The following is a 21,900-nucleotide window of genomic DNA, read 5'->3' on the forward strand; positions in this document are numbered from 1 at the left end:
GACACCGCCCGCCAATTTCGCCTGCAAAGGAGCATCGCAACATGACGCGTATCGTGCCGGATGGTTGGCAGACCATGGATGCCATTGGCGCGATGCGTCGGGAATTCGAGACGCTGGAATTGTTGGCGCAGGGGTTGCCGGATGAATATACGGTATATCACGCCGTGCATTGGACCAATATCGAACGATCCCACGCCATCCACGGCGAAGTCGATTTCGTCATCGTCAACCAGGCCGGACACATGATGCTCATCGAGCAGAAATGCGGACCATTGGAAGAGACGCCCGATGGGCTGGCCAAGAACTATGGTGGCGGCAAACTGAAATCGGTACCCGCGCAGATGGGCCGCACGGTGAACAGCCTGCGAGGCAAGCTGGCACGGGTCTTGAATGGTGCTTATATCGAGATTGAGCATCTGCTCTATTGCCCCGACTATTTGTGCAAGACGCCGCAAACGGTGGGCGTGATGTCCGAGCGTATCGTCGACGCAGGCCGACGCGACGCATTGTGTACGGTGATTCAGCAGATTCTCCCTGCAGGCATCGCGGGTCCGCTGTACGCGCAGGTGCATCGGTTTCTCTGCGACGTCATACAACTGGAGGCGGATGCCAGCGCCTTGGTGGGGCAGGCCAAGGCCCTGGTCACCCGCGTGTCCAGCGGCCTGGCGTATTGGGCCCGGCAAATCGACATGGCGCCCTTTCGACTGCACGTGAACGGCACGGCTGGCTCTGGAAAGACGCAGTTGGCATTGGCCGAATACCGCGCGGCAATCGAAGCCGGACGCAGGCCGCTGTATCTTTGCTTCAACCGGCCCCTGGCAGATCACATTGCCGCGATCGTGCCGGCTGGCGGCGTGGTGTGCACGTTCCACATGCTGTGCGTACGCATGGTCAGACAGTCGGGATCGGTGCCTGACTTCAATGCGGCCATGGCCTTCGAGCAACTGGTCAACGCCTGCCGGGAATTGGCGGTCCCGCTGGATCTGATGTTCGACACGGTCATCGTCGATGAAGGGCAGGACATCAAGACCGAATGGTTTGAGCTGATTCTGCGCCATGCCCGCGATGATGCCCGCATTCTCTGGCTCGAAGATCCAATGCAGAAGCTGTATCGCCATGCCGCCGTGGAATTGCCGGGTTGGATACGCCTGCGAGCAGACATGAACTTCCGCAGTCCGCGCCCTGTCGTTCAATTGCTGCAAGCATTGGTCCCGGACGGAGTGGCGGTCGTGCCGGCATCGCCCGTCGCGGGCCACGACGTGGAGTTCCTTACCTACGAGACTGGCGCGCAATTGCTCGACCAAGTCAAAGAAGGTGTGCGCCTGTGCCAAGTGGCGGGGTTCGCGACGACGGACATCGCGCTTCTCAGTTATCGGGGAAGGGATAGCTCTCGCATCCTGTCCTACGATCAATTGGGTTCATATGCGCTGAGAAAATTTCTTGGCACCTACGACGGTGAAGGCAGGCCGCAGTATTCCGACGGCACGCTGGTGACGGATACCGTGCACCGATTCAAGGGGCAGTCCGCGCCGGCAGTAGTGATGGCGGAGATCGATTTCGAAATGCTGGGCGACGACGAGGTTCGCCGCTTGTTCGTAGGCGCGACGCGCGCCTCCATGAAGCTGGTCTTGGTCATGTCCGAGAGGGCGGCGGCGCGACTGCTCGAACGTCTCGACGGCTGCCCGACTCCGGCGTGATCAGTCCCGTGGCGACTCCCATGGAGGTAGCCAGTCACCCCCAATCCGCACCTATGACCAAAGAGCGAGCGAAATGCAAGAGCAACAAGGCACCACGGCAGCGCTGAGAATTACCCTGGGCCTGCATATCGAGCAGTGGCAAGGGCCTCACCCCGGGGCGTCGCTCGAACGCGCGACCGTGGGGCGTCAGGCCTTTCTCGGGATGTTGGAAACCTGGCTCGGCCTGTCGTCGTTGCCAGTCAGTGTGGCAGAACGGACCGCGGCCTTCCTGCTGGCATTGCGTCAATCCGATGGGCCGGACAGGTTTTTTCACGACAGTCTGGCGGCTGATGAAATCGGCACTGCGGCCCGACTCCTGCAATGGCGCGACGAATGGATTCTCGGAGGATGGACTGGTGTCGCAGCAGTGGGATGGCCGTCTCGCTTATCGGACATGGCCGTCGTCGAAGCCGCAGCGGCCGGATTGTTACCCCCTGGCGAAGGCGATCGCCTGATTGCTGTCCTGCGTCGCCTCGATGAGCGCAGCGTACCGGTCGGCGAGATCGTACTGCTGGAGGACTGTAAGCTCTTTCCGTCCATGTGGCGTAGGCTGCTGGCCCGATTTCCGGTTGTCGATGGAAGCGTCCTGGTTCCCGCGGCCGAATCGCATTCGCAACTGGGGCGTCTGCAACGCGCCGTGTCGGATGCAGTGTCGCTTGACCAATCGTTCACGGCTCGGTCGGATATCGACGGTAGCGATGGCTCGATTGTCGTGCTTCGTCCCCACACGTGCGAAACCGCGGAGCAATGGCTAGCTCATCACTATCATGCCGGGCAGGCACAGATGCTCCTGGTCAGTGAGCAGCACGGCGCTTCGGTCGACGATACCTTGCGTGTCAACGGTGCACCGGCCTGCGGTTTTGACGAGTCCAGTGCCTTGCGCCCAGCTTTGCTGGCGTTGCCGCTGATCTTCGAGACCTTCTGGGATCCTCTCGAACCTGCGCGCCTGCTGGATTTCCTCATGCATCCGATCGGCCCGTTCCGGGCTTCGGCGCGTCGCGCGTTCGGCGCGGTCTTTTCAGAGCAGCCGGGTATCGGTGGGACCGAGTGGGTCAAAGCGCGCGAAAGCCTGCTGGCCGAGACTCCGACCGAACTTCGTGAGGAACTGGAGCAACACATCCGGGTCTGGCTTGAGTCGCCCCGCCATCCGCGAGCCCTCGGCGCGCCCATTGACTATGCAATCGAACGGGTCAAACTGCTGGCGCAGGCGCTGCGCGGCCGTTTGCTGCACCTCATGCCTACCGACGCGGTGGCGCGCGATCTTGGCGCGGCCCTGAGCCAATGCGCGGGGACACTGAGCGGCCTCCAGTCGCTGCAGCGGGACGGGGTAAAGCACGTCAAGCCCCGGTTGCTCGAACAGCTATGCGCTCAGGCGACCACGGCCTGCGGCAATAGCCTGGCCGTGGCCGAGGCGGCTTGCATGCTCAGCGCCACGGCGCCCGAAGCCTGCGCCCTGGGGCCGGTCGCCGAAGTCATTTGGTGGATGCCTTCCGCTCCGAAGCTGCCTGCGGGACATCCGTGGAGCCGTCCTGAAATCGAGGCGCTGGAAGCGGGAGGGGTCGAGCTTGTGGACCAGGCGTTCGCCATGGGAGCCCTAACCGCGTTGTGGATGCGGCCGCTGCTGACTGCTGCTCATCGCCTGATTCTGGTCTTGCCGCCGGCACCGGCGGAAGATCATCCGGCATGGCAGCTTATCGCCTTGCTCGCGCCTGCGTTGACCGCATCGCAGCTCGAAGAGCATCCAATGGTGCGAGACCAGGTGAGGCAGGTCGCACCTCTTCCCTTGCAACGCGCGCAAGGCGTCTGGAAGTTAAACACGGAGGCGCCATGGCGGGCCACCTATCCGCTTCCGACACGACTGCCATCGCAGTCTTACACGTCATTGGATCTTCATTTCAACAACCCCGCGATCGCCGTGTTGAAGTATGCGGCCGGTTTGCGTACTGGGCGGGCTACGGTGGTCGCGAAGGATGGCCGCTTGCTCGGCAATCTCGCGCACCGCTTGGTGGAGACCCTATTCGTCAACGATGATGCGCCATCGTGGAGCCAGGCGCAATTGGAAGCGTGGCTGGAACCAGAGTTGGCAAGATTGCTTGAACAGGAAGGCATGCCGTTGCTTGCGCCGGGCAACGGCGCTGCGCTCTTTCAGTTCAAGAACACTGTGAGTCACGGCCTGTGGGTGTTGCTGCAGCATATGGCGCATGCCGGCGTCGTCCGCGTCGAGGCCGAGCGGCCGCTGGCTGGCATGCTCGGCGCGTTGCGTCTCAACGGCGCCACGGACCTGCTATTGCATCTGGCAGATGGCAGGACCGCCGCGCTCGATCTCAAATGGACGGGCGCGAAGCGGTACCGACAAGCGCTGTCCGACGGCACATACCTGCAACTGGCGTTGTATGGCGAAATGATTCGGCAGGAGCTCGGAACGCCACCTGCCGCAGTGGGCTATTTCACATTCCGTGAGGCTCTGCTGTTGACCGCTACGCCAGACGTCTTCGGCCCACAAGCCCGTGTCATCAGTGCAAAGAACGGCGTCAACGCATCGGAACTCGTCATGAAGGCCAGAGCCACGTGGGCCTGGCGGGTGCGGCAGTGGCAGGAAGGCCATGTTGACGTGATCGGAGAGGGGCTCGATCCGGAACCGGGGCCATCTCCGGAAGACTGCCTGCCGCTGGGCGAAACCGCGCCGTGGCACGGCGATTACACGGCGCTGTTCGGCAGCAGGGAATAACCATGGATCAGAAAAATATGAATGTGGAATTCGTCCGCGCCGGGGCGGGCAGCGGAAAGACCTATTACCTGACCCACTTGCTGGCGGACCGTCTGCAAAGCGGCGCTGCGCGGCCAGCAGCGATCCTGGCCACCACATTCACGGTCAAGGCTGCCTCGGAGTTGCGCGAGCGGGCGAGGTCGACGTTGTTAAGCCAGCGACGGCTCGATCTGGCCGCCGCACTGGGGCAAGCGAGCATCGGTACGGTCAACAGCGTCTGCGGGCGCTTGATTCAGCGATTCTGCTTTGAGCTCGGCATCTCGCCGGATCAGACCGTCCTGACCGAAGATGAAGGCCGCCGCCTTGTGCGCGTTGCTGTCGAAGGCGTCCAGGATTCGAGTGCCGTCGAGAATCTGGCGCGACTGACCGCGCGGTTGGACCTGGACGACGATGCGGTGACCGCCACGCTGCAGGCGGTCATGAACGCCGCGCGTTCCAACAACATCAGCCCAGAAGAACTTGCCGCGATGGGGCCGCGAAATGCGGACGCGATGCTGGCGTGCTGGCCGCGCCCGCAGGGCGATCACGATGCCGTCTTGATTGCGGCGCTTGAACGCGCGGAGCGCGAGCTCAAGCAGGCGCAGGCCGCAGGCGTGAATACCAAGGTTCTAAACGACGCGATCGAGAGAGTCGCAGCGGCCCGTAGCGGTCTCGCTCGCGGGCAGCTTGCGTGGAATGCCTGGCAGCAACTCTCGAAACTGAATGCTGGCGCCAAGCAGGCCAGCATTGTGGAAGACCTTAAAGATATGGCAGCACGCCATCCTACCCATGACCGGTTTCACAATGATGTGCGGAACTATCTTTGCACGGTTTTCGACCTGGCGGGACGTGCCTTGCAAGCCTTTGCCGATGCCAAGCGGGACCTTGGTGTAGTCGATTTCACCGATCAGGAGGTCTTGTTGCTGCGAGCCCTGCAAAGCAGCACCTTGGTGCGTGAAGCGCTCGCAGGTGAGCTCGATCTCGTTCTGGTCGACGAGTTCCAGGACACGAACCCGCTTCAGTTGGCCATCTTCGTAGAGTTGGCGAAGCTGGCCAAAAGCTCGATCTGGGTAGGCGACCCCAAGCAAGCCATCTATGGCTTTCGCGGCACGGATTCGACACTCATTCAGCAGATTCTCGATTCCGTGGAAGGCTGGGGCGGCACGATGGGTACACCGTTGTCGGATTCGTACCGCTCCACCCCGGGGTTGGTGGGGCTTGCCAACGAGGTGTTCGTGCCGGCCTTCCACCCCGCGTCAGCCTCCGAAACCGCGCTCAGACCGGTGCGCAAGGCGCTTGCCGGACAGCCTCAGCTCTTGAACTGGTCATTCGTGACGGAAGCCGGGAAACGTTCAATTTCGCTGAAGGCCTTGGGACCCGCGGTATCGGAGCTGCTGGAACGCGGCATCCTGATCGCCGACAAGGCCACGGGCCGGGAACGTCCGTTGCAAGCCAGCGACATCGCCGTGCTGTGCCGCAAGAATGACCATATCAAGTCCGCGGTCGTTGCACTGAGCCGCTGGGGCATTGCCGCAGCGGCGGCCCGGCCTGGCTTGATGTCGACGCCCGAGATTCAGTTGGTGCTGGCCTGCCTGCGTCGTTTGCAGGACGCCTCGGATACTGTGGCCACGGCCATGATTGTCGGGCTGACGGGTTCGGTGAGGCCGGAAGACTGGCTGCAAGACCGCCTGCAGTTCCTTTCCGGGATGGCTGCGGGCGCAGATGGCGAGACTTCGCCCTCAGTGTCAGCATGGAAGGCGGAGGGAGCGGACGCTCATCCGCTTATCGCCAGGCTGGCCAGCTTGCGGCCGTCCCTGGTGTCGCTCACGCCGCGAGAAGCGCTGAGGCTGGCGAAGGCTGAGTCCGGCGTTGCGCGTTTGGCACACCAGTGGTCGGCGGCGGAGCGCGAGGCGCAGGTTCGTATCGCCAACATTGAAGCGCTGTTGGCATTGGCGCAACAGTACGAGGAGGCTTGTTTGGGCTCGCGGCAGCCGGCGACGATTAACGGGATGTTGCTTTGGTTCCAACAACTGGTGGCCGATGGCGCGGACGGACGTGCGGCCGCTGCCCATGGCGCGGTCGAAGTCATGACCTTCCATGCGGCCAAGGGCCTGGAATGGCCGATGGTGATTGTGATCGGCCTGGATCACGGCTATCGCACGGATCTGTGGAGCGTGCGTTCCCGGACGATCGGTGCTTTTGACGCGACAGCCCCTCTGGCCAATCGCTACATCCATCTTTGGGTCAATCCCTTCAGGTCTGCCGTGCAGGTCATCGCCGATGCGGAGGCCTCAGAAACAGGCAAGCTCATGGCCGAGCAGGCGCGCGCGGAGAACACACGCCTGCTGTATGTCGCCCTCACCCGTGCGCGCGATGTGCTCGCCCTGGTGGGCGGTACCAAGACGGTGGATTCAGCCCCGCCCTGCGATTGGCTCGACGAGATCGGCGCTGCCACCAAGCTCTGGGGACCGGCGGGCGCATCCGTGATGGACGGCCAGACCGTCGTCCGCGAAACGAAAGCCTTCGAGTTCGATGAATCGCTCGACGCACCGCCCGCACCGGCTGCACGGGTCATGCGTTACTTCGACGCGCGCCAGCCCCAGTCTTATGAACGGCTCTGGTTTGCGCCCAGCGCCGCCCAGACCGGACAGCATCGGGCGGTGAAGGTGGAGGGCGTAGGCAAACGGATCGTTGTGCAGTCTGATACTGACATGGCAGCGCTGGGTTCGGCGCTGCATGGTTGCATCGCCTGCTCGGTGGCGGATCTGTCGCGTCCCATCAGCGATGAGCAGATCAGGGAGGTCCTGATACGCTGGGGTGTACATGGCGCCGTGACGCCGGAGGCGGTCCGCTTCCAGGTGGGCGCTTTTCAGGAATGGTGGCAGTCCAAGTGGCCTGACGGCACTGCCCAGGCGGAACTGCCGATTCAGGTGCCACGCCTTGATGGCACCGTCATCCGCGGCCAGATTGATTTGCTGATCCGAGTCGCGGCTGGCCACATCCTCATCGATCACAAGGCGGACCCGCGCGGCGTCGCGGACGGCGAGCGCCTGGCCGCGACGCACGGCGGACAACTGGAGGCCTATGCCCGTGCTGTCGAGGCCGCGTCGGGAGAGGCCGTGCGTGAGCGCTGGCTATTTCTGCCCGTTGCCGCTCGCGCTGTGCAGATTGCTGCAGTTCATGAATAAGTTCGTAAACAGCAATGCCTCGGGCCAGCAAGAACTCGGTACGTCGTTCGGCGAGAAGCCGATTCGACCGCAGCCGTCCGAACGGTGGGCGATGTATCGGTTGATCTGTCCCGTGACGGATGCCGCATTGAAAATCAGCGGCCTGGAAGCCTTCTATGAATACTCCCAGCCGAACGGTCCGAACAAACGGTTGTCGGCGGACATCGCGATCGTGCAGGGCACCCGGCCTGTCTGGTTGATTGAGGCAAAGAAGTTCGCCAGGAAATTGCATCCGGACCTTATCGATTGTTATCTCAAGCCCGGGATGATGGGTGTCGTCACCAACGGCAACCACTGGATCTTTCTCGTGCGCGGAAAGCACGTCGTGTACGGCCCCATGGTGCAGCCAGACGGTCAAGTTGATGCTGCGGTCCGCGCCATCGTCATACGGATGCTGGCTTGCATCAGTGAAGACGAGGCCTTCGGTCTGGATGACGATTGGCGCGAGGACTGGGTGGGGATCGCAGCGGTAGAGAGCCCTCAGATCTGGTACATGAACAAGGCGACGGGCTCCCGAGAGTTTGCAGAGAAACTGCACTTCGACACCCTAGGCGAAGCGGCGTGCGCCGCCTTGAAGCATGCGAAGCAAGGTACGAGCACCGCGTTGCTGTTAGAGGAGCTACTCGCTGCGGAGGTGGAGATACGCGGTGGAAGCGTGGAAGTCAGCAAAAACCGACTTATCTGGGTGCTCCCCGGATTGGGTCGCGGCGCTCGGGTGGACTTGGCGTCGCGGCAGCTCGATATGCTCGTACACAACACACTCATAGACGCGGTCGGTCGAGACACCATAAGCGCAAGTATCAAGCTGCATGACAAGAATCACCACATGTCCGTATGCAAGGCAAGCGCGCCCCATGAGGTTAGCAGCCTAGTGCCGGTGTTCGGCGTCATGCCGGGTTAGGTCGGCACCCGCCTTGTCGGGGCGCAAGCGGAAGCAAGGGGCAATCGCCGACCTGTTTTGGGACTGAGATAGTGATGAACGGATGAAAAGGGAAATGAAGCCTACAACCTCGCAAGCAGTCGCATTTGGCCGTGAAGTGGCTACGTACTTATCTACTTACCGTCATCGACTGGACGACTATAGCTGGGGTATGACGGAGAGCTGCATAGCCGCGGCACGGGTCCGCGGCTTGCTCTCCGACCGTGATTTTGGCGGAGGCTTCGCTGAAACCTTGGAGTTGCGACAGGCGGTTGCCCAGCGATCGCGCGAGATCCAGGACGGGAAGAAAGGGGCAACCGGTGTTCAGGAACTGGCCGATCTTGCCAAATTCGTGATTTCCGACTGGGGTGGGTTGAATGGAAATGATGAGGAAACGATTGAAGAGTACGCCTCTCGGTTCACCGATATCGCAACCGGATTCGATGCGGTTGTTGATCACGAAAGCCTTCGTTCGGCGGTTCGGCCGCGAATCAGGCGCGGGTTGTACAAATTCGGCGGAATCGCTAGCTGGTCAAAATGGCTTTCATTCGTGTGGAACGATTGGGCATTGATTTACGACGCGCGCATCGCTTTTGCTTTGGACGCGATCCACTTTATCCGAGCAGTGAATGCTCCGGTGTTGCCCGTGCCGCCGGGTAGAAACGGGTTGCTTGCGAGTCTCGACGCTGAGAGCGCGGCCGCCTTTGCCTGGTTGGGAAGTTACGGGAGCGCGTGCCCGGCACGTGATGAGATGGATGCCGTAAACGTAGGGAAGACGAGCAAGGATGATTCCCTAAGGATTTGGCTCAACAACGCAGTGGTGCCCGACCAGGATGCCTATGCCTATTACCTCGATGTCATGGCCGAAGCCCACCAGCAGCTTTGGCAAGATGATCGTCCCTTGGTGCATACGGAAATGCTGCTGTTCAAAATCTCGATCATTGAAGTTGCACAAGACTTTGTCTCGGGAATGCTGGAGAGATTGGGGCGGCCGTTAGGGATCGCTGCCGTGCCGCAGGCGGCTTGACAGTCTTGCAGTATCTGGAGTCGCGGCAACAAAAACACAAAGCAGTATTCCGTCGCCATCCTTGAAGCTGCGGGGAGAAGTAGGCTCGCGGCGCATGCGGAGGCCTTCGCGCTCCAAAGCCAAAAGCGATCTTCGTTGCGGCAAATTCTATCGCTGGTGGCCGATTCGCTTTCCTCGTTGTGTGACATGGCGCAGCGGCGCTTGAGTATTCGTCACACCGCGCGGGTCGCGCCGGCGTAGGAGTGGGCACGCCCGCGCGGCAGCGGGCTTGATCAGAATTGTGCCGGGCACCCGCGCGCATGGCGTGTTGAATCCAAAAATAAGGCAGATGACTATGAAATGGGGCTTGTTGGGACCGGCAGTACTGACCGGAGAGAGGCGTACGCGAACCTTGGAAATAGGACGGGCAGTCCGGCGTTTCAATGAACTGGCCGTGCCGGGCACGGGCGGCGTCTGGTTTGGCAAGCAGGTGTTTCTTGCCATACTCGGCATCCGCGTCGCCGAACTGGCGCGCCACGAGAAAATGGCGGTGGGCAATATCGAATGCGCCAACGCGATCGAGGCGCTGGCCTGCTGGCTCGGCTTCAACGACAACAAATGGACGCAGCACCCACGCTTGCGGGGCATCAATAAGTTTCCCCGGCAGCATGCCCTGGATTTCCGTACCCTGCGTCGCCCCGGTTTTTATGTTTCGCAGCCCATGCGCATGGCGGTCGGGCAAAGCCTGATGCCGCTGGGACTGGCGGACGGGCAAAGCCGGCGGTTCAATGCCCTGTCGACCAACGAGACCGGCCAGAGGCTGATCGCCCTGGCATGCGGGGAGGGTGGTCGCCACGATGTCGTGACGCACCTCTTGAATTGGATGCAGGGAAAGCAGGTCGGCTGGCCCCCGCGCTTCGTCAAGCTGTTGTCTCCTTGCGTGCCGCTGTCGGCCGCGGCCCGGGGTCTGCTCCATGCGCAGTTAATGCTCGGCGCCGAGAACGAAAGCATCGCTCACAAGACACGGCGCCGCGCTGCTCTGCAATGGGTCGAGGACGTACGCAACAACCCACCTGCGACGCCGATGCGCTGGGAAGACCGGCCGACCGCGATTGCCGATGATGCGCATTGGCTGGACCTGCGGGCAGGCGCGCAACTCATGGCCTGCCGCGATCAAGCCTTGCGCGTGCTCGACGAATTGGAACGGGCGCTCGCGTTGGCACCCAAGGAGACAATGGGCATCGAAGATGCCGCCGGAACGCTGACGAACGAACTGGCAGATCTGCGCCGATCCGCCGAACGGTATCTGGCGTTCTCGCATACCGACCCCGACGCCATGGCGTTCTGCCGCGAATGCGCCCTTGCGTCGACCACCGAGCAACTCGAGCACTTGCTGCGCCGCGACGGCCGCGTGCTGCGCCTGGTCGGCCGCCAGGTCAAGCCCGGCTCCGCGTTTAGCCGCACGATGCAGAACGCGGACACACCGGATCCGTCGTCCGCGCCGGATCCGGACGATGCGGGCCAGGCCGGCGGCGTGATCGCATGGCCCGCCGGCCTGTCCTTCCGCGTGCGCAACCTCCATGCACTGAATCGCGACTTGCAGGAAGAACCGGATGCTATGCGCAACGACATCCTGAACCAGGATCTGGAGGATGTCGCAGCATGACGCCGTCCCTATTGCATCTTTTCAACGCGCCCGACGACTATGACGGTCTATTCGGCTGGGTATGCGGCTATTCCGCCGATGCCTTGTTCCTCGGCGAGGCTGCCGAGCGATTCACCCGCCGCACCCAAGCCCAGCGCGCAAAGGCGGGCGAGATTTCCCTGGGCCTGATCCTGGATCCTCAGCATGAGGCACTGTCGCTGTTGGATGTGCCAGGGGTGGCCCACCTGCCCTTGCGCCGAGCCAGCGAGCAGCCATTCAAGCTGATGCACGCCAAGGTCGCCCTGCTGGGTTTTCGCAAGGCAAGCGCCGATGCGTGGCTGCTGCGCCTGATCGTCTCGACCGGAAACTGGACTCAGCAGACGGTCGAGGAAAGCCTTGATCTGGCATGGTCGATTGAGCTGTCTTCCGAGGAGCTGGATGCGGACGCGCGCGATCTGCCACTGCGCTGCGCGGACATCAAGGCAGCATCGGAAATGGTGGGCTGGCTGGTGTCCCATTTCGATCTCCGCATCCTCGATGCCATGTCGGAAAATCCTTGCGCGGCGGACCGTGTCGCTCGGTTCAACGACTGGGTCGGTCAATGCGCCTCGCGCGCGGACGGGCAGGAGCCTCGATTCTTCGACAACCGCTCGCGCGGTTTGCTCGAGCAATTGCCAGACCGGATAACGCAGCACGCCGGCAAGGTTCGCCGCAACTATCTGGCCATGGCATCAGGCTTTTTCGAGGATTTGCCGCAGGCCGTGACGGATAGCGCGCCGGGCCAGGTGCCCACCGTGCTTGCCCGGATAGAAGACACGCTGCGCTCCCATGACATGCTGACACGCAATGCCCTGGTGGAGGTCTACGTCAACCCGGAAAGCTGCCAGGCTGTGGCCGTGTGCCAGGAAGCGATGGCAGAGCGCTCTTGGGCCGTGTTGGCGCCCGGCGTGCCCGAACGTATCTTTGGCCCGGACGCACACCGCACCCTGCACGCCAAATTCCTGCTCGGCGGCAATGACGTCGGCGATGCCTGCTCCAGCGGCTGGCTCTACCTCGGCTCGGGGAACCTGACCAACCCGGGCTTTATCCAACGCGCGGCACGGACTAGCGGCAATCTTGAGGCAGGGGTGGTCTTCTCCTTGCCGAGGACACCGTGGTTGGCATCCCGGGATCCCACTGTGCCGGCCTTGACGGTCCTGTTGCCGATTCAGGCCAATGGTATTCCGCTGACCATCAATGAACGGCTCAAGGCCGGCGATCCGATGCCGGAACACAACGATGCCTTCCTTGCCGCGCCGGTGGCCTATCTGCAATGGATGTCGACGCCGGACGGCGGATTGCTGCGAGCGCCCGGCCAGAATACCGAGGATGTCGAGGTGCTGGGTCCGGACGGAGCAGCCTGCGTCCGGACGGGGCTGGATTGGGTGTGGCCGGGTGAGGCGCCGCGCCAAGCCCGGCTGCGCTGGGGCGCGCCGGCTCACCAGGAGCAGCTGGTTCCCGTGATCGATGAGTACGGCCGGATCGCCGCTACCGAGCTGCCTGAACTGGAACTCCAGGACCTGGCGGCACAACTGCTGGGCTTTCCTGCGATCGACGTCGGCGACCACAATGGCGGCGACGACGATGACATGGATGCATCCGACAAGAAAAACCAGGCGCGTGGCGGTGGCAGCTCGTCGCAGACGGCCGCGATCCGGACGATGATGACGCAGCTGGAATTGATCGCCCAGAAACAGGTTCAAGTCGCGGACGCCGACTGGACGGCCTGGTGCCATCGCCTCGAGCAGACGCTGTGCCAGGCGCGCGGCAGCGCCGTGCTGGCCGATTTCAGGCAGTTGAAGATCGATCCACTCAGTTGCCTGCGGCAGCCGGCCTTCCGTCCCGACTATGCCCGCGACGCCCTCGACGCCCGCGACCCGCATGGCCGACGCTACGAGGAAGCGCTGCAACGCGTGGCCGAATCGTGGGACGTGCAGGAAGGGTATCTGGCTTTTGGAGAAGAGACATAATGGATTGGAACGCAGTCGCGAAGACACTGATCGCATCGCTCGATGCAACTGACGGAGTCCAGAAAGACGCGTGGTCGTTGAATGAAGGCCAGCGCCGCAGCCTGACGGCGCTGGCCCAGCGCATCTCGCAAAACGGCGTCGTGATCGCCGACGAAGTCGGCATGGGCAAGACCCGCATTGCCGTCGCATTGGCCCGTGCGGTCGTGCGCCAAGGCGGCCGCGTCGCCGTGCTGGTGCCGCCTGGTCTGGGTTTTCAATGGGCGCAGGAAATGCAGGACGGCGGTGTGGAGTGCCCGCCCCTGCTCAGAAGCCTGGAACAGTATTTCAAGCCTTGGGATTCCAAGGAGGGCGGCGCGCCGCTCTGGTCGACCCAAAGCGTGGTATTGCTGTCGCATCAGATCGCCAACTGGCGCATCGGCGAAGGCACGCGCGCGCCTTACTGGTCTTTGCTGCCCGTGCTTTACGCCACGTGGCGCAAGGCCCGCGATGGCCGATATCCAAGAAACTTCCACGAGACGCGAGAACTGTCGGACCCGCGAATTCGGGCTGCGGCCGACGATATCGCGGCATGGGCAAAACGCACCGGGGGCACCCCCGTCGATTTTTTGAACACATTGGTCAAAGAGGCTCCCTGGCCGGCGGCGACGCAACCTGGCCAGTACAGTTCCGGCACCGAGTTGCGCGTTGCGCTGGAACGCGCCGTGGGTATCGGCTTGGGCTTCTTCGATCTCATCATCATCGACGAAGCGCACAAGAGCCGCGGAGACACGACGGGATTGTCCCGCCTGTTGAACAACGTCGCCTTGGCCCCCGCCGACGGACGCAGGCTGGCCATGACGGCCACCCCGGTGGAACTGGACGCCGAACAATGGCAGGACGTGCTGGACCGTATCGCCGTCAAGACGGCCGACGGGCGGAGTTTGCCTGACCATGAGCAAACGACTCGCGCGATAGGCGATTACGTAAGGGCGGTCAATGAGGTCAAGATGCAACCGACCGACGCGGGGAAAAGACAAAATTATCGGACAACGGCCCGAGCGTTCGAGCAGACTTTGTCGCCATATCTCTTGCGGCGCGACAAACGCGAAGCGCAATCGGTACAAGCGTTCGCCCGCCACGCCGGACTGCCGCCTCACGCCTATCGGCGGGAACGCCCACTGATCGTCGATCCGGCGGAGCTGTCGCCCGCTTGGCGGCAGGTGGTTTGCGCGGGGGAAGCCCTGTCCCTCGCCGCCGCCCAGGGCACCGCGCCCCAGGCGCAACGACTGCGCTTGACTATGGGCAACGGCCACGGCATCGCCAAGATCATCGATCAGCTTCAGCAAGATGAAACCGAGGATCGTGAGCAATTGGCACTGGACCGTTGGCTGGGGGACGAACCCCATTCGGGCTCCGCCCGGTCCCGGCGCGTGGATTGGTGGCTGGACGTGATGCGCCAGGCGCTGAAAAATGAGAATGTGCTGCTCGACCATCCGGCCATAGACAGGGCGGTCCGGGAAATCGAAACCGCTCACGAAAAGGGCGAGAAAGTCCTGGTTTTTGGCCGCTATACCGCGCCGATGAAAAAGCTGGTCGAGTTGCTGAATGCGCGCCAGATGCTCCGGGCTTTGCGCGACAACACGCCCTGGCCACAGAGCGGCGTGCGCGAAAGCGAACACGACGCGGTCAGGGCCGCGCAACGGCAGCTCGGCATCCTGCGGGATGAATCGATCGACAGCATCAATGCGCAGTTAAAGCGTCAATATGAGGATCTTGAAAATCGTCGCCAGGCGGCACGTGAGCAGTTGTTCCATACACTGCGCGCCGGTTTGGCAACGTATCCCGACGACAGTGCTGCCAAACGCCTGTTCCACGCGTTTGAACGCAATCCGGTCGGCCAAGCATCCGTCACCCGAGCCGTGATGGAACTGCTGCCGCATGACGAAGCGAGTCCCCAGGATTGGGCCGACGCGTTCGTGCATCTTGTCGATGCGGCAAGGGAGCGCGAGGATGTCGACGAACGCGGCGAAGCGGGCTTGAACGAAGCTGGAGCGTCCGCCTTGTGGCCGAAGCTGGCTGAGAGCTTTGATGATGAATACCGCCATCCGCAGGGCGGCTTCGCGCGGCTGATGTACGGCGAAACCAAGCACGTTACGCGGCGGCTGCTGCAAATGTCCTTCAACCGTCGGGACAGCTATCCCCGAGTGCTCGTTGCGCAGTCAGTGGTCGGCCGGGAAGGGCTAAATCTACACAAGGCCTGCCGGACCGTGCTGCTCTTGCACCCAGAATGGAATCCCGCCGTGGTCGAACAACAGATCGGGCGCGTGGACCGGCTTGGCAGCCGTTGGGAGCAGCTGCTCGAGGAAGCTGTGGCGAACGGTGTCCGGGGTAGCGATCTTCCCCGCATCGACATCCTGCCGATTGTGTTCCAGGGTACTTACGACGAGCATAACTGGATGGTCTTGAAAGCACGCTGGGATTCGCTGCGGGCGCAACTTCACGGCTCGGTCATTCACGTGCCAGATGGCTATGACGATCCGCTACTGCGCAGGATTGCGGATGAAATCAATGATGCAGCCCCGGACTTTTCTCCCGGAACGGCCCCAGATTGAGACGCGGGAGTCCGGGCGAACTGATCGTACACCACAGCTATGGCCAGCCGCTAGCCTTCCCGTCAGAACTCACCACGTACGTCATATGCATATACAAAACGATAAAAATTCATTCCTCGCTTATGAATTGGGACTGCTTAGCCTCAAAGCAGCACTTTCCACGCGAGCAAAGGACTGGCCGATATATTCGGCGAGTCGCAAGGGACACCAACGAAACGACGTCAAAGCGGCCGTTCGTAAAGAACTGGATAGCCTTGCTACCCCATATGCCAAAGGGCCGGTAAGCGAGGATGATCATGTGGCGCTGATCTCCGTGCTTGCAGATCGACTTTCCTGCCAGCACGAGTCCTCACTTTACAAAGGTAGATTTCGGCACGGGGTCGCCCAAAAACTAGTAAACATTCACCTCAAATACATCTGGGCTGCTGGAGTGATCCCAGAGCCTCCGCACTGCCCAATCGACGGCAGCATCCGAGATCGCGCGGGCCTGAACTACGACTGGACCGTAAGCGACTCCGTCGCGGAGTATGAGGCCGCTATCGCAGCACTTAGGGCGCACGCGCAGCCTCGAACGTTGGCCACTTGGGAACTGCAGGAGTTTCGTCGCCGAGCGCCGGCATGATTCCTAACCCGTAGTTCCGGTGCCTAATGGCGCGGCTGAATGCAGTCGTTGAGTGCCTGCTTCTTTATGCTGTCGGCTACTGCCGCAGGCCGATTCTGTTGGAAGAGTCCCACAAATGACACTCGACCATGCTTTTGAAGGTGCTTCACCCCTTCGCCTTGATGAGATCGTTGTTCCAGGGGCGATCTGAAAGGCCGATCTTTCGATCTCAGATACCAGACCGGGTTTTATGAATAACTTATTGGTGGGGATTTCCTCATAAATAACGTATATAGTTACGTTTTGATTTATTTGGTTTGCTTTAATTTGGGATGCGCCTTGGCGAACGGTTGCGCCTGAGCCAGGTAAAACGTCTCGGCATGCCGCCAATGCCAGGCCGGCGGCTTGCCCCGGCTCGACGAAGAAAGACTTGCTCGGTCTTGGTCACTTCCTACACGTGGCTGGGCTATGGATACGTCCTGGGCACGGGTTACTCAACTCTGCAATCTCCGATAGACACGAATATGCTCAACAAGATGGACCAGCCTTACGACCAAGTCATCGCTATGGTCGATTGGTCGCTCGCCGAAATTTCCGGAAAGGCCACATTCAATGGCAACCTCGATCTGGCAACTGCGATTGACCATTCCAAGGCATTGCTGCAGACGTTCCGCGACAAGACGGTGGAAGACGTCGGTGAACTCAGAGAGCTATCCGAGTGGAACACATTTACCATTGCGCTCTACGGAGAGACCAATGCGGGAAAGTCGACCCTGATCGAAACCTTGCGTATTCAATTGGGCCACAGTGAAAAGCTGGCCACGCAAGAGAAATTTAATAACTTGATCAAGGATCTGCGCATCGACCCGAACGATCTGGTGGCCTTGGGTTCTGCCACCCAGACACTTGAGGCGAAGCTGGCCGACGAGCAGATCCAGGCCCAAGTAATGGAAAAAGGATGGCAGGACGAAGAGGCGACGTTCAAAGAAAAAATGGAAGCCCTGGGAACGCTCGCCAAACAGAAGCGGCAGGGATTTACGGTATGGAAACGGTTGATCTTCCTGTTCAAGAAGCTGGAAGAGGAGAAGATGCTGCTGGTGCTCCGCGCACAGCTAGGCCAGATGCAAGCCAGCAACGATGCACGACGGAAGGTAGCGGCCGATAACGTGCAGAAGGTCAGCGATGAGCTTGACCGATTGCGTGCCGATCTGGCCGAAATCGAAAAGGCGCTTGAGCGTCTGGAGCCATTGCAGGACGGCCGCATCATAGGTAATGGCCGCTCCGATTTCACATTGCAGTCCCATGCCTACCGCTTCGTGATTGATGGACAGCAATTTCAGTTGATCGACGTTCCGGGCATCGAAGGCGACGAAGCCCAGGTGCTGAGCGCGATCGACTCTTCGGTAAAAAAAGCCCACGCGATTTTTTACGTGACGCGCGCTGCCACGCCTCCGGGTTCGGGTAGCGAAGGCCAGGAGGGAACGATCGACAAGATCAAGCGCCAGCTTGGCAAGCAGACGGAGGTCTGGGCAATATTCAACAAGAGTGCGACAGCCCCGCAGATCCTGCAAGGGAAAACGCTCGCCAACAAGAATGATTTGATCGGCTTGGGCGATCTGGACAAATCGTTGGGTGCCACGCTTGGTGACGTCTACAAGGGCCATTTCTGCGTCAGCGGCATGCCGGCTTTCCTGGCATCGGCAACTTGCCTGCTTCCCAACAACCCTCATACGAAAAGTCGGCAGAAGTTTCTATCGGAAATGAGTGCCGGAGACATCCTAGACCGCAGCGGTATGCGTGCATTTCTGCAATTCATCCGTAACGACATATGCCGGGATTTTCGCAGGAAGATCGTTGAAGCCAACAGGAAGAAGATCGCCAGCTGCCTGCAGGAAGGCATAGATCGCCTGGTTCAGGCGCGCGACAGTTTCGCGCAGGCTGCGAAGAAATTGAAGGTTCAGTACAAATCCTCTGCAACCCAGGTCGACGATCTGCTTTCCGGAACCCAAAGGCGGCTCGATAGCGAATGCAATGACGCGTTGGCTGAGAAGAAATCCTCCATGCGCATGGCGATATACAACTATATCGCCACAGATAAAAGCAATGAAGATTTTAAGGCGCACCTGACAGCGACGCTGCAAGAGCTCAAGGTGACAGTCGGCCCCGACTTGGAGCGCCGTTTCCAGAAAGTGTTCGAGTCGTTCAAGAACGATGCGGAAGATATAGTCAGAAAGAATCAGAAGAACGTGGACGAGATTCTTCTATACACTATCAACGACCCGTTTTCGGCTTTGGATCTGAGCTTCGATACCAAGTTCGAAATGGACAACGGCATCAACATGTTGGGGCTTCTCTCGACTTTCGGTGGCGCCGTTGCGTTAGTCTGGGCGTCGTTCCTTGCCTCGAATCCTGCAGGTTGGACGGTCGCTGCGGTGCTTGGCGCCGTGGGTTTGGTCTTCAGCTTCTACAAGGCAGTGCGGAGTTTCTTCAGCTCCGACTACAAGATGGCGCAGCAGCGCAAGTCTGCGGATGAAAATCTCGAGAAAGTGTTCGAGAAATTGGCTGAAATGCTGAAGCAGAACATCGATTCTGCCAAGATCCAGATAGGTAGCGCACTGGATGAAGCCAAGAAGCAGATGAACATTCCCTACGAACAGAGTGACGGCACCCGGAAAGCCTTGGAGAGGATTGCCGCCGACATGAAGGCCTTGCGCGATAAAGTCGGCAAGGCGTCCGCCTTTGATACGGCTGCCGTTGTTGAAAACGCAGCGTGAGTACAGGAGTCTTTGCAAAATGACCAGCACAATTCATTCGTTCGAGCAGCAGAGGCAGAAGGCCTTGCGCATCCTGTCCAGCTTGACCGCTTTCGTCGACGAGGGGCTGGATCTCGGGGTCCAACTGCACGCCGAGTTGGTGGAAAAGCTAAAGGCGTCGGTGGAAAGTACTACTGACCAGAAGCTCAAGGTTGCGTTGATCGGCGGATTCTCTGAGGGCAAGACGTCGATTGCTGCGGCCTGGCTGGAGGAGCTTGATCGCAAGAGCATGAATATCAGCCAGCAGGAGTCATCGAACGAGGTCGCGATCTACAACTTCAAGGATCAACTGCAGATCATCGATACGCCTGGGCTGTTTGGCTTCAAGGAAAAGACCAATGCAACGACCGCTCAGATAGAGAAATACAAGGACATCACGAAGCGTTATGTGAGCGAGGCTCATTTGGTGCTCTATGTGATGAACCCGACCAATCCGATCAAGGAGAGCCATACCGAAGATTTGAAATGGCTGTTTCGCACGTTGAACTTATTGCCCCGCACAGTATTCGTGCTGAGCCGGTTCGACGAGGTGGCAGACATGTCGGATCCGGCCGAGTTCCAGGAACGGTTTTTGATCAAGAAGGCATCGGTCCTCAAGCGATTGGACGACGTGCTGAATCTGACGGCGCAGGAGCAGACGGATGTCAGCGTCGTGGCTGTTGCCGCCAACCCTTTCGATTTGGGCGTCGAGCATTGGCTGCAGAACCTCGGAGAGTTCCGTCGCCTTTCACGTATAGCCGAACTGCAGGCGGCAACACAGAAAAAGATAGAGGGCAATGGTGGTGTGTTGGCTCTGGTAAGTGAAACCAAGAAAAGCATCATCTCGGACATCATCGCCCAGCAGTTGCCTGCGGCAAAAGAGGCTTATGCCATGCTGGCTGACGAAGCCCGGCGCGTAACCGAAATCAAGCAGGGTCAAGCGATCGAGTTGCAGCGGGTTTACGGGAATATCGGGCAGGCTCAGGTGCGGCTGCGAGGCCGCCTGTTGCGCTATTTCGAAGACGTGCAATTGCAGGCCAAAAATGTCACGCTGGAGACGTTCGATGATTTCATGCACCGCGAAATTGGAAATGAAGGATGTCTGGTCGAGCAACGAATCCAGGAGATATTCAGTGACGAAGTGGGCGGGATCGCACGCGACCTGAACCGGATTGCAGTCAACGTCAACAACGAACTCGAGCATTACAACGACGTGGTTACCACGCTGGGGAAAAAGGGAGTGAAGTTCCTTTCACAGCCTGGCGTCATCACCAACGGCAGCGTCCTGGCGGTGCGCGACGGCATCAGCACGGCAACCAAGATGGTTGGCCTCGACATTGGCAAGTATCTGAAGTTCAAACCCTGGGGGGCGACGAAATTGGCCAATGGCCTGGGCAGTGCGTTGGCCGTAGTCGGGATTGCCCTGGAAGCATGGGATAGCTATAAGGCGCAAGAGCGCCTGCAGGCTTTTGCGCAGGCCATTGAAACCATGCTCAAGAATCTGCAGGAACAGTCCAAGGACGTCGTACGGTTGGTCGACTCTCCTGACTTTTCCGAGAAATTCTTTCCTGCCTTTGCGGATCTCAAGCAGCAACTCGGTGCCATCGATGCCGAAATGCATACATTGCAGGAGCGCCATTCCCGCTTCAAGAAGTGGTACGACTACGGCACGGTGATTGATGCACAGTTTCGTGAAATCAACGAAAGCGATCGGGTCAACTGGGAGCAGGTGCCAGATATCGTGCTTGATACGGCTCCCGTCATCTCATCGATGGCGCCGGTTCCCGCGCCCGTTGAGCCTGCTACCTCATCGGCTGCAAAGGTCTCGCTCTGGTCTCGGTTGTTTTCTTGACAAGAGCGTCTTGCCGCCGAAGCCCAATGCTATGGGTTGAGTTGGATGCGCCGCCGATTGCATTTGGGGAGTGCGGGGCGCCTCTTCGTCCGGCCACGAATGTGATTGTCCTCGAAGAAGCGACAAGCGATAATGCGCGCGGATTTGACTGGCGAGCGGGGTCATAATACCCCGGTGTACCAGAACACCTATCCAATATACCGGACGCGACTGCATGAAGGGCTACCAGGAAGGTACGCTCAAGAGCTGGAACGACGAGCGGGGGGGCGGCTCGTGTAAGCGTGTTCACAGCGTGTTTGATCTCATTGAAGAACCATAGCGAGTGCCGTCGCACAAGAGTGACTTCGCCCTGGGCTCCAGCCACCTTGGTGAATGGCCCCCGGTTTTGCGGAGGCTCCTTCTCTTGAGAAAATGCGAGCCATGAGCAAAAACAACGCGAACAAGTTTTCCCCTGAAGTGCGCGAGCGCGCGGTGCGCCTGGTGCAGGAGTCGCGCAGCGAGTACCAATCGAAATGTCCTTGGAATGACGTGTTCCCAAGTTAAATGAACCATTGAGGTTAATTTCTCATCTTGAGTGAACCAAGTATTCTAAACTCAGTGAACCAAAAATATCTGACTTATTGATTTTTAACGAATGATATTCCCGGCTTCAATGAACTCCGACAGCACCGACATAGAGTCCAGGGGTAAAAGACCTTCTTTCTGATGAGCCTGCTGTCGAAATTCATCCAACTGGGGAGTTACGTCATCCAGTTCGGGAATCGAGAATTTTCGAT

The 21,900-nt window shown here is 60.2% G+C and carries 11 protein-coding genes; all 11 read left to right on the forward strand.

The window, feature by feature from the left end:
- Positions 1-41: 41 nt before the first annotated feature.
- The 11 genes from AC27VE_RS08520 to AC27VE_RS08570 all read left to right on the forward strand — a co-directional run bounded on the left by AC27VE_RS08520 (position 42) and on the right by AC27VE_RS08570 (position 21,667).
- Complete coding sequence (locus tag AC27VE_RS08520) at positions 42-1,697, forward strand: ATP-binding domain-containing protein (protein ID WP_488703578.1); 1,656 nt, start codon at positions 42-44, stop codon at positions 1,695-1,697.
- A gap of 73 nt (positions 1,698-1,770) precedes the next feature.
- Positions 1,771-4,464, forward strand: coding sequence for a PD-(D/E)XK nuclease family protein (locus tag AC27VE_RS08525; RefSeq protein WP_488703579.1), 2,694 nt, complete (start codon positions 1,771-1,773; stop codon positions 4,462-4,464).
- Between the two features lie 2 nt (positions 4,465-4,466).
- Positions 4,467-7,670, forward strand: a complete 3,204-nt coding sequence (locus AC27VE_RS08530; protein ID WP_488703580.1) for a UvrD-helicase domain-containing protein — start codon at positions 4,467-4,469, stop codon at positions 7,668-7,670.
- Complete coding sequence (locus AC27VE_RS08535) at positions 7,663-8,610, forward strand: hypothetical protein (protein ID WP_488703581.1); 948 nt, start codon at positions 7,663-7,665, stop codon at positions 8,608-8,610. The genes AC27VE_RS08530 and AC27VE_RS08535 overlap by 8 nt, the downstream gene beginning before the upstream one ends.
- A gap of 94 nt (positions 8,611-8,704) precedes the next feature.
- Entirely contained in the window at positions 8,705-9,655 is a 951-nt protein-coding gene (locus tag AC27VE_RS08540; protein WP_488703582.1) for a hypothetical protein, read from the forward strand.
- A 268-nt stretch (positions 9,656-9,923) separates the two neighbouring features.
- Positions 9,924-11,300: a hypothetical protein gene (locus tag AC27VE_RS08545; RefSeq protein WP_488703583.1), complete on the forward strand. Its 1,377-nt coding sequence runs from the start codon at positions 9,924-9,926 to the stop codon at positions 11,298-11,300.
- Complete coding sequence (locus AC27VE_RS08550) at positions 11,297-13,288, forward strand: phospholipase D-like domain-containing protein (protein WP_488703584.1); 1,992 nt, start codon at positions 11,297-11,299, stop codon at positions 13,286-13,288. Before AC27VE_RS08545 ends, AC27VE_RS08550 begins: the two co-directional genes overlap by 4 nt.
- On the forward strand, positions 13,288-15,879 hold the full coding sequence (locus tag AC27VE_RS08555) for a helicase-related protein (RefSeq protein WP_488703585.1): 2,592 nt from the start codon (positions 13,288-13,290) through the stop codon (positions 15,877-15,879). The genes AC27VE_RS08550 and AC27VE_RS08555 overlap by 1 nt, the downstream gene beginning before the upstream one ends.
- 1,125 nt (positions 15,880-17,004) lie before the next feature.
- Complete coding sequence (locus AC27VE_RS08560) at positions 17,005-19,254, forward strand: hypothetical protein (protein WP_488703586.1); 2,250 nt, start codon at positions 17,005-17,007, stop codon at positions 19,252-19,254.
- A 19-nt stretch (positions 19,255-19,273) separates the two neighbouring features.
- Positions 19,274-21,124 (forward strand): LeoA/HP0731 family dynamin-like GTPase, encoded by a 1,851-nt coding sequence (locus AC27VE_RS08565; protein ID WP_488703587.1) that lies wholly within the window; start codon positions 19,274-19,276, stop codon positions 21,122-21,124.
- Positions 21,125-21,544: 420 nt separating this feature from the next.
- Positions 21,545-21,667 carry a hypothetical protein gene (locus AC27VE_RS08570; protein WP_488703626.1) on the forward strand — a complete coding sequence of 41 codons (123 nt, stop codon included), beginning with the start codon at positions 21,545-21,547 and terminating at the stop codon, positions 21,665-21,667.
- The last annotated feature ends 233 nt before the right edge of the window (positions 21,668-21,900 follow it).

This window comes from Achromobacter sp. 18P8.1.1 (assembly GCF_057799415.1).

Bases quoted from the DNA above. Each gene is read 5' to 3' on its own strand.
- AC27VE_RS08525 (WP_488703579.1), top strand. From the start codon at position 1,771: ATGCAAGAGCAACAAGGCACCACGGCAGCGCTGAGAATTACCCTGGGC.
- AC27VE_RS08535 (WP_488703581.1), top strand. From the start codon at position 7,663: ATGAATAAGTTCGTAAACAGCAATGCCTCGGGCCAGCAAGAACTCGGT.
- AC27VE_RS08540 (WP_488703582.1), top strand. From the start codon at position 8,705: ATGAAGCCTACAACCTCGCAAGCAGTCGCATTTGGCCGTGAAGTGGCT.
- AC27VE_RS08570 (WP_488703626.1), top strand. From the start codon at position 21,545: ATGAGCAAAAACAACGCGAACAAGTTTTCCCCTGAAGTGCGCGAGCGC.
- AC27VE_RS08565 (WP_488703587.1), top strand. From the start codon at position 19,274: ATGACCAGCACAATTCATTCGTTCGAGCAGCAGAGGCAGAAGGCCTTG.
- AC27VE_RS08555 (WP_488703585.1), top strand. From the start codon at position 13,288: ATGGATTGGAACGCAGTCGCGAAGACACTGATCGCATCGCTCGATGCA.
- AC27VE_RS08530 (WP_488703580.1), top strand. From the start codon at position 4,467: ATGGATCAGAAAAATATGAATGTGGAATTCGTCCGCGCCGGGGCGGGC.
- AC27VE_RS08560 (WP_488703586.1), top strand. From the start codon at position 17,005: ATGCTCAACAAGATGGACCAGCCTTACGACCAAGTCATCGCTATGGTC.
- AC27VE_RS08550 (WP_488703584.1), top strand. From the start codon at position 11,297: ATGACGCCGTCCCTATTGCATCTTTTCAACGCGCCCGACGACTATGAC.
- AC27VE_RS08520 (WP_488703578.1), top strand. From the start codon at position 42: ATGACGCGTATCGTGCCGGATGGTTGGCAGACCATGGATGCCATTGGC.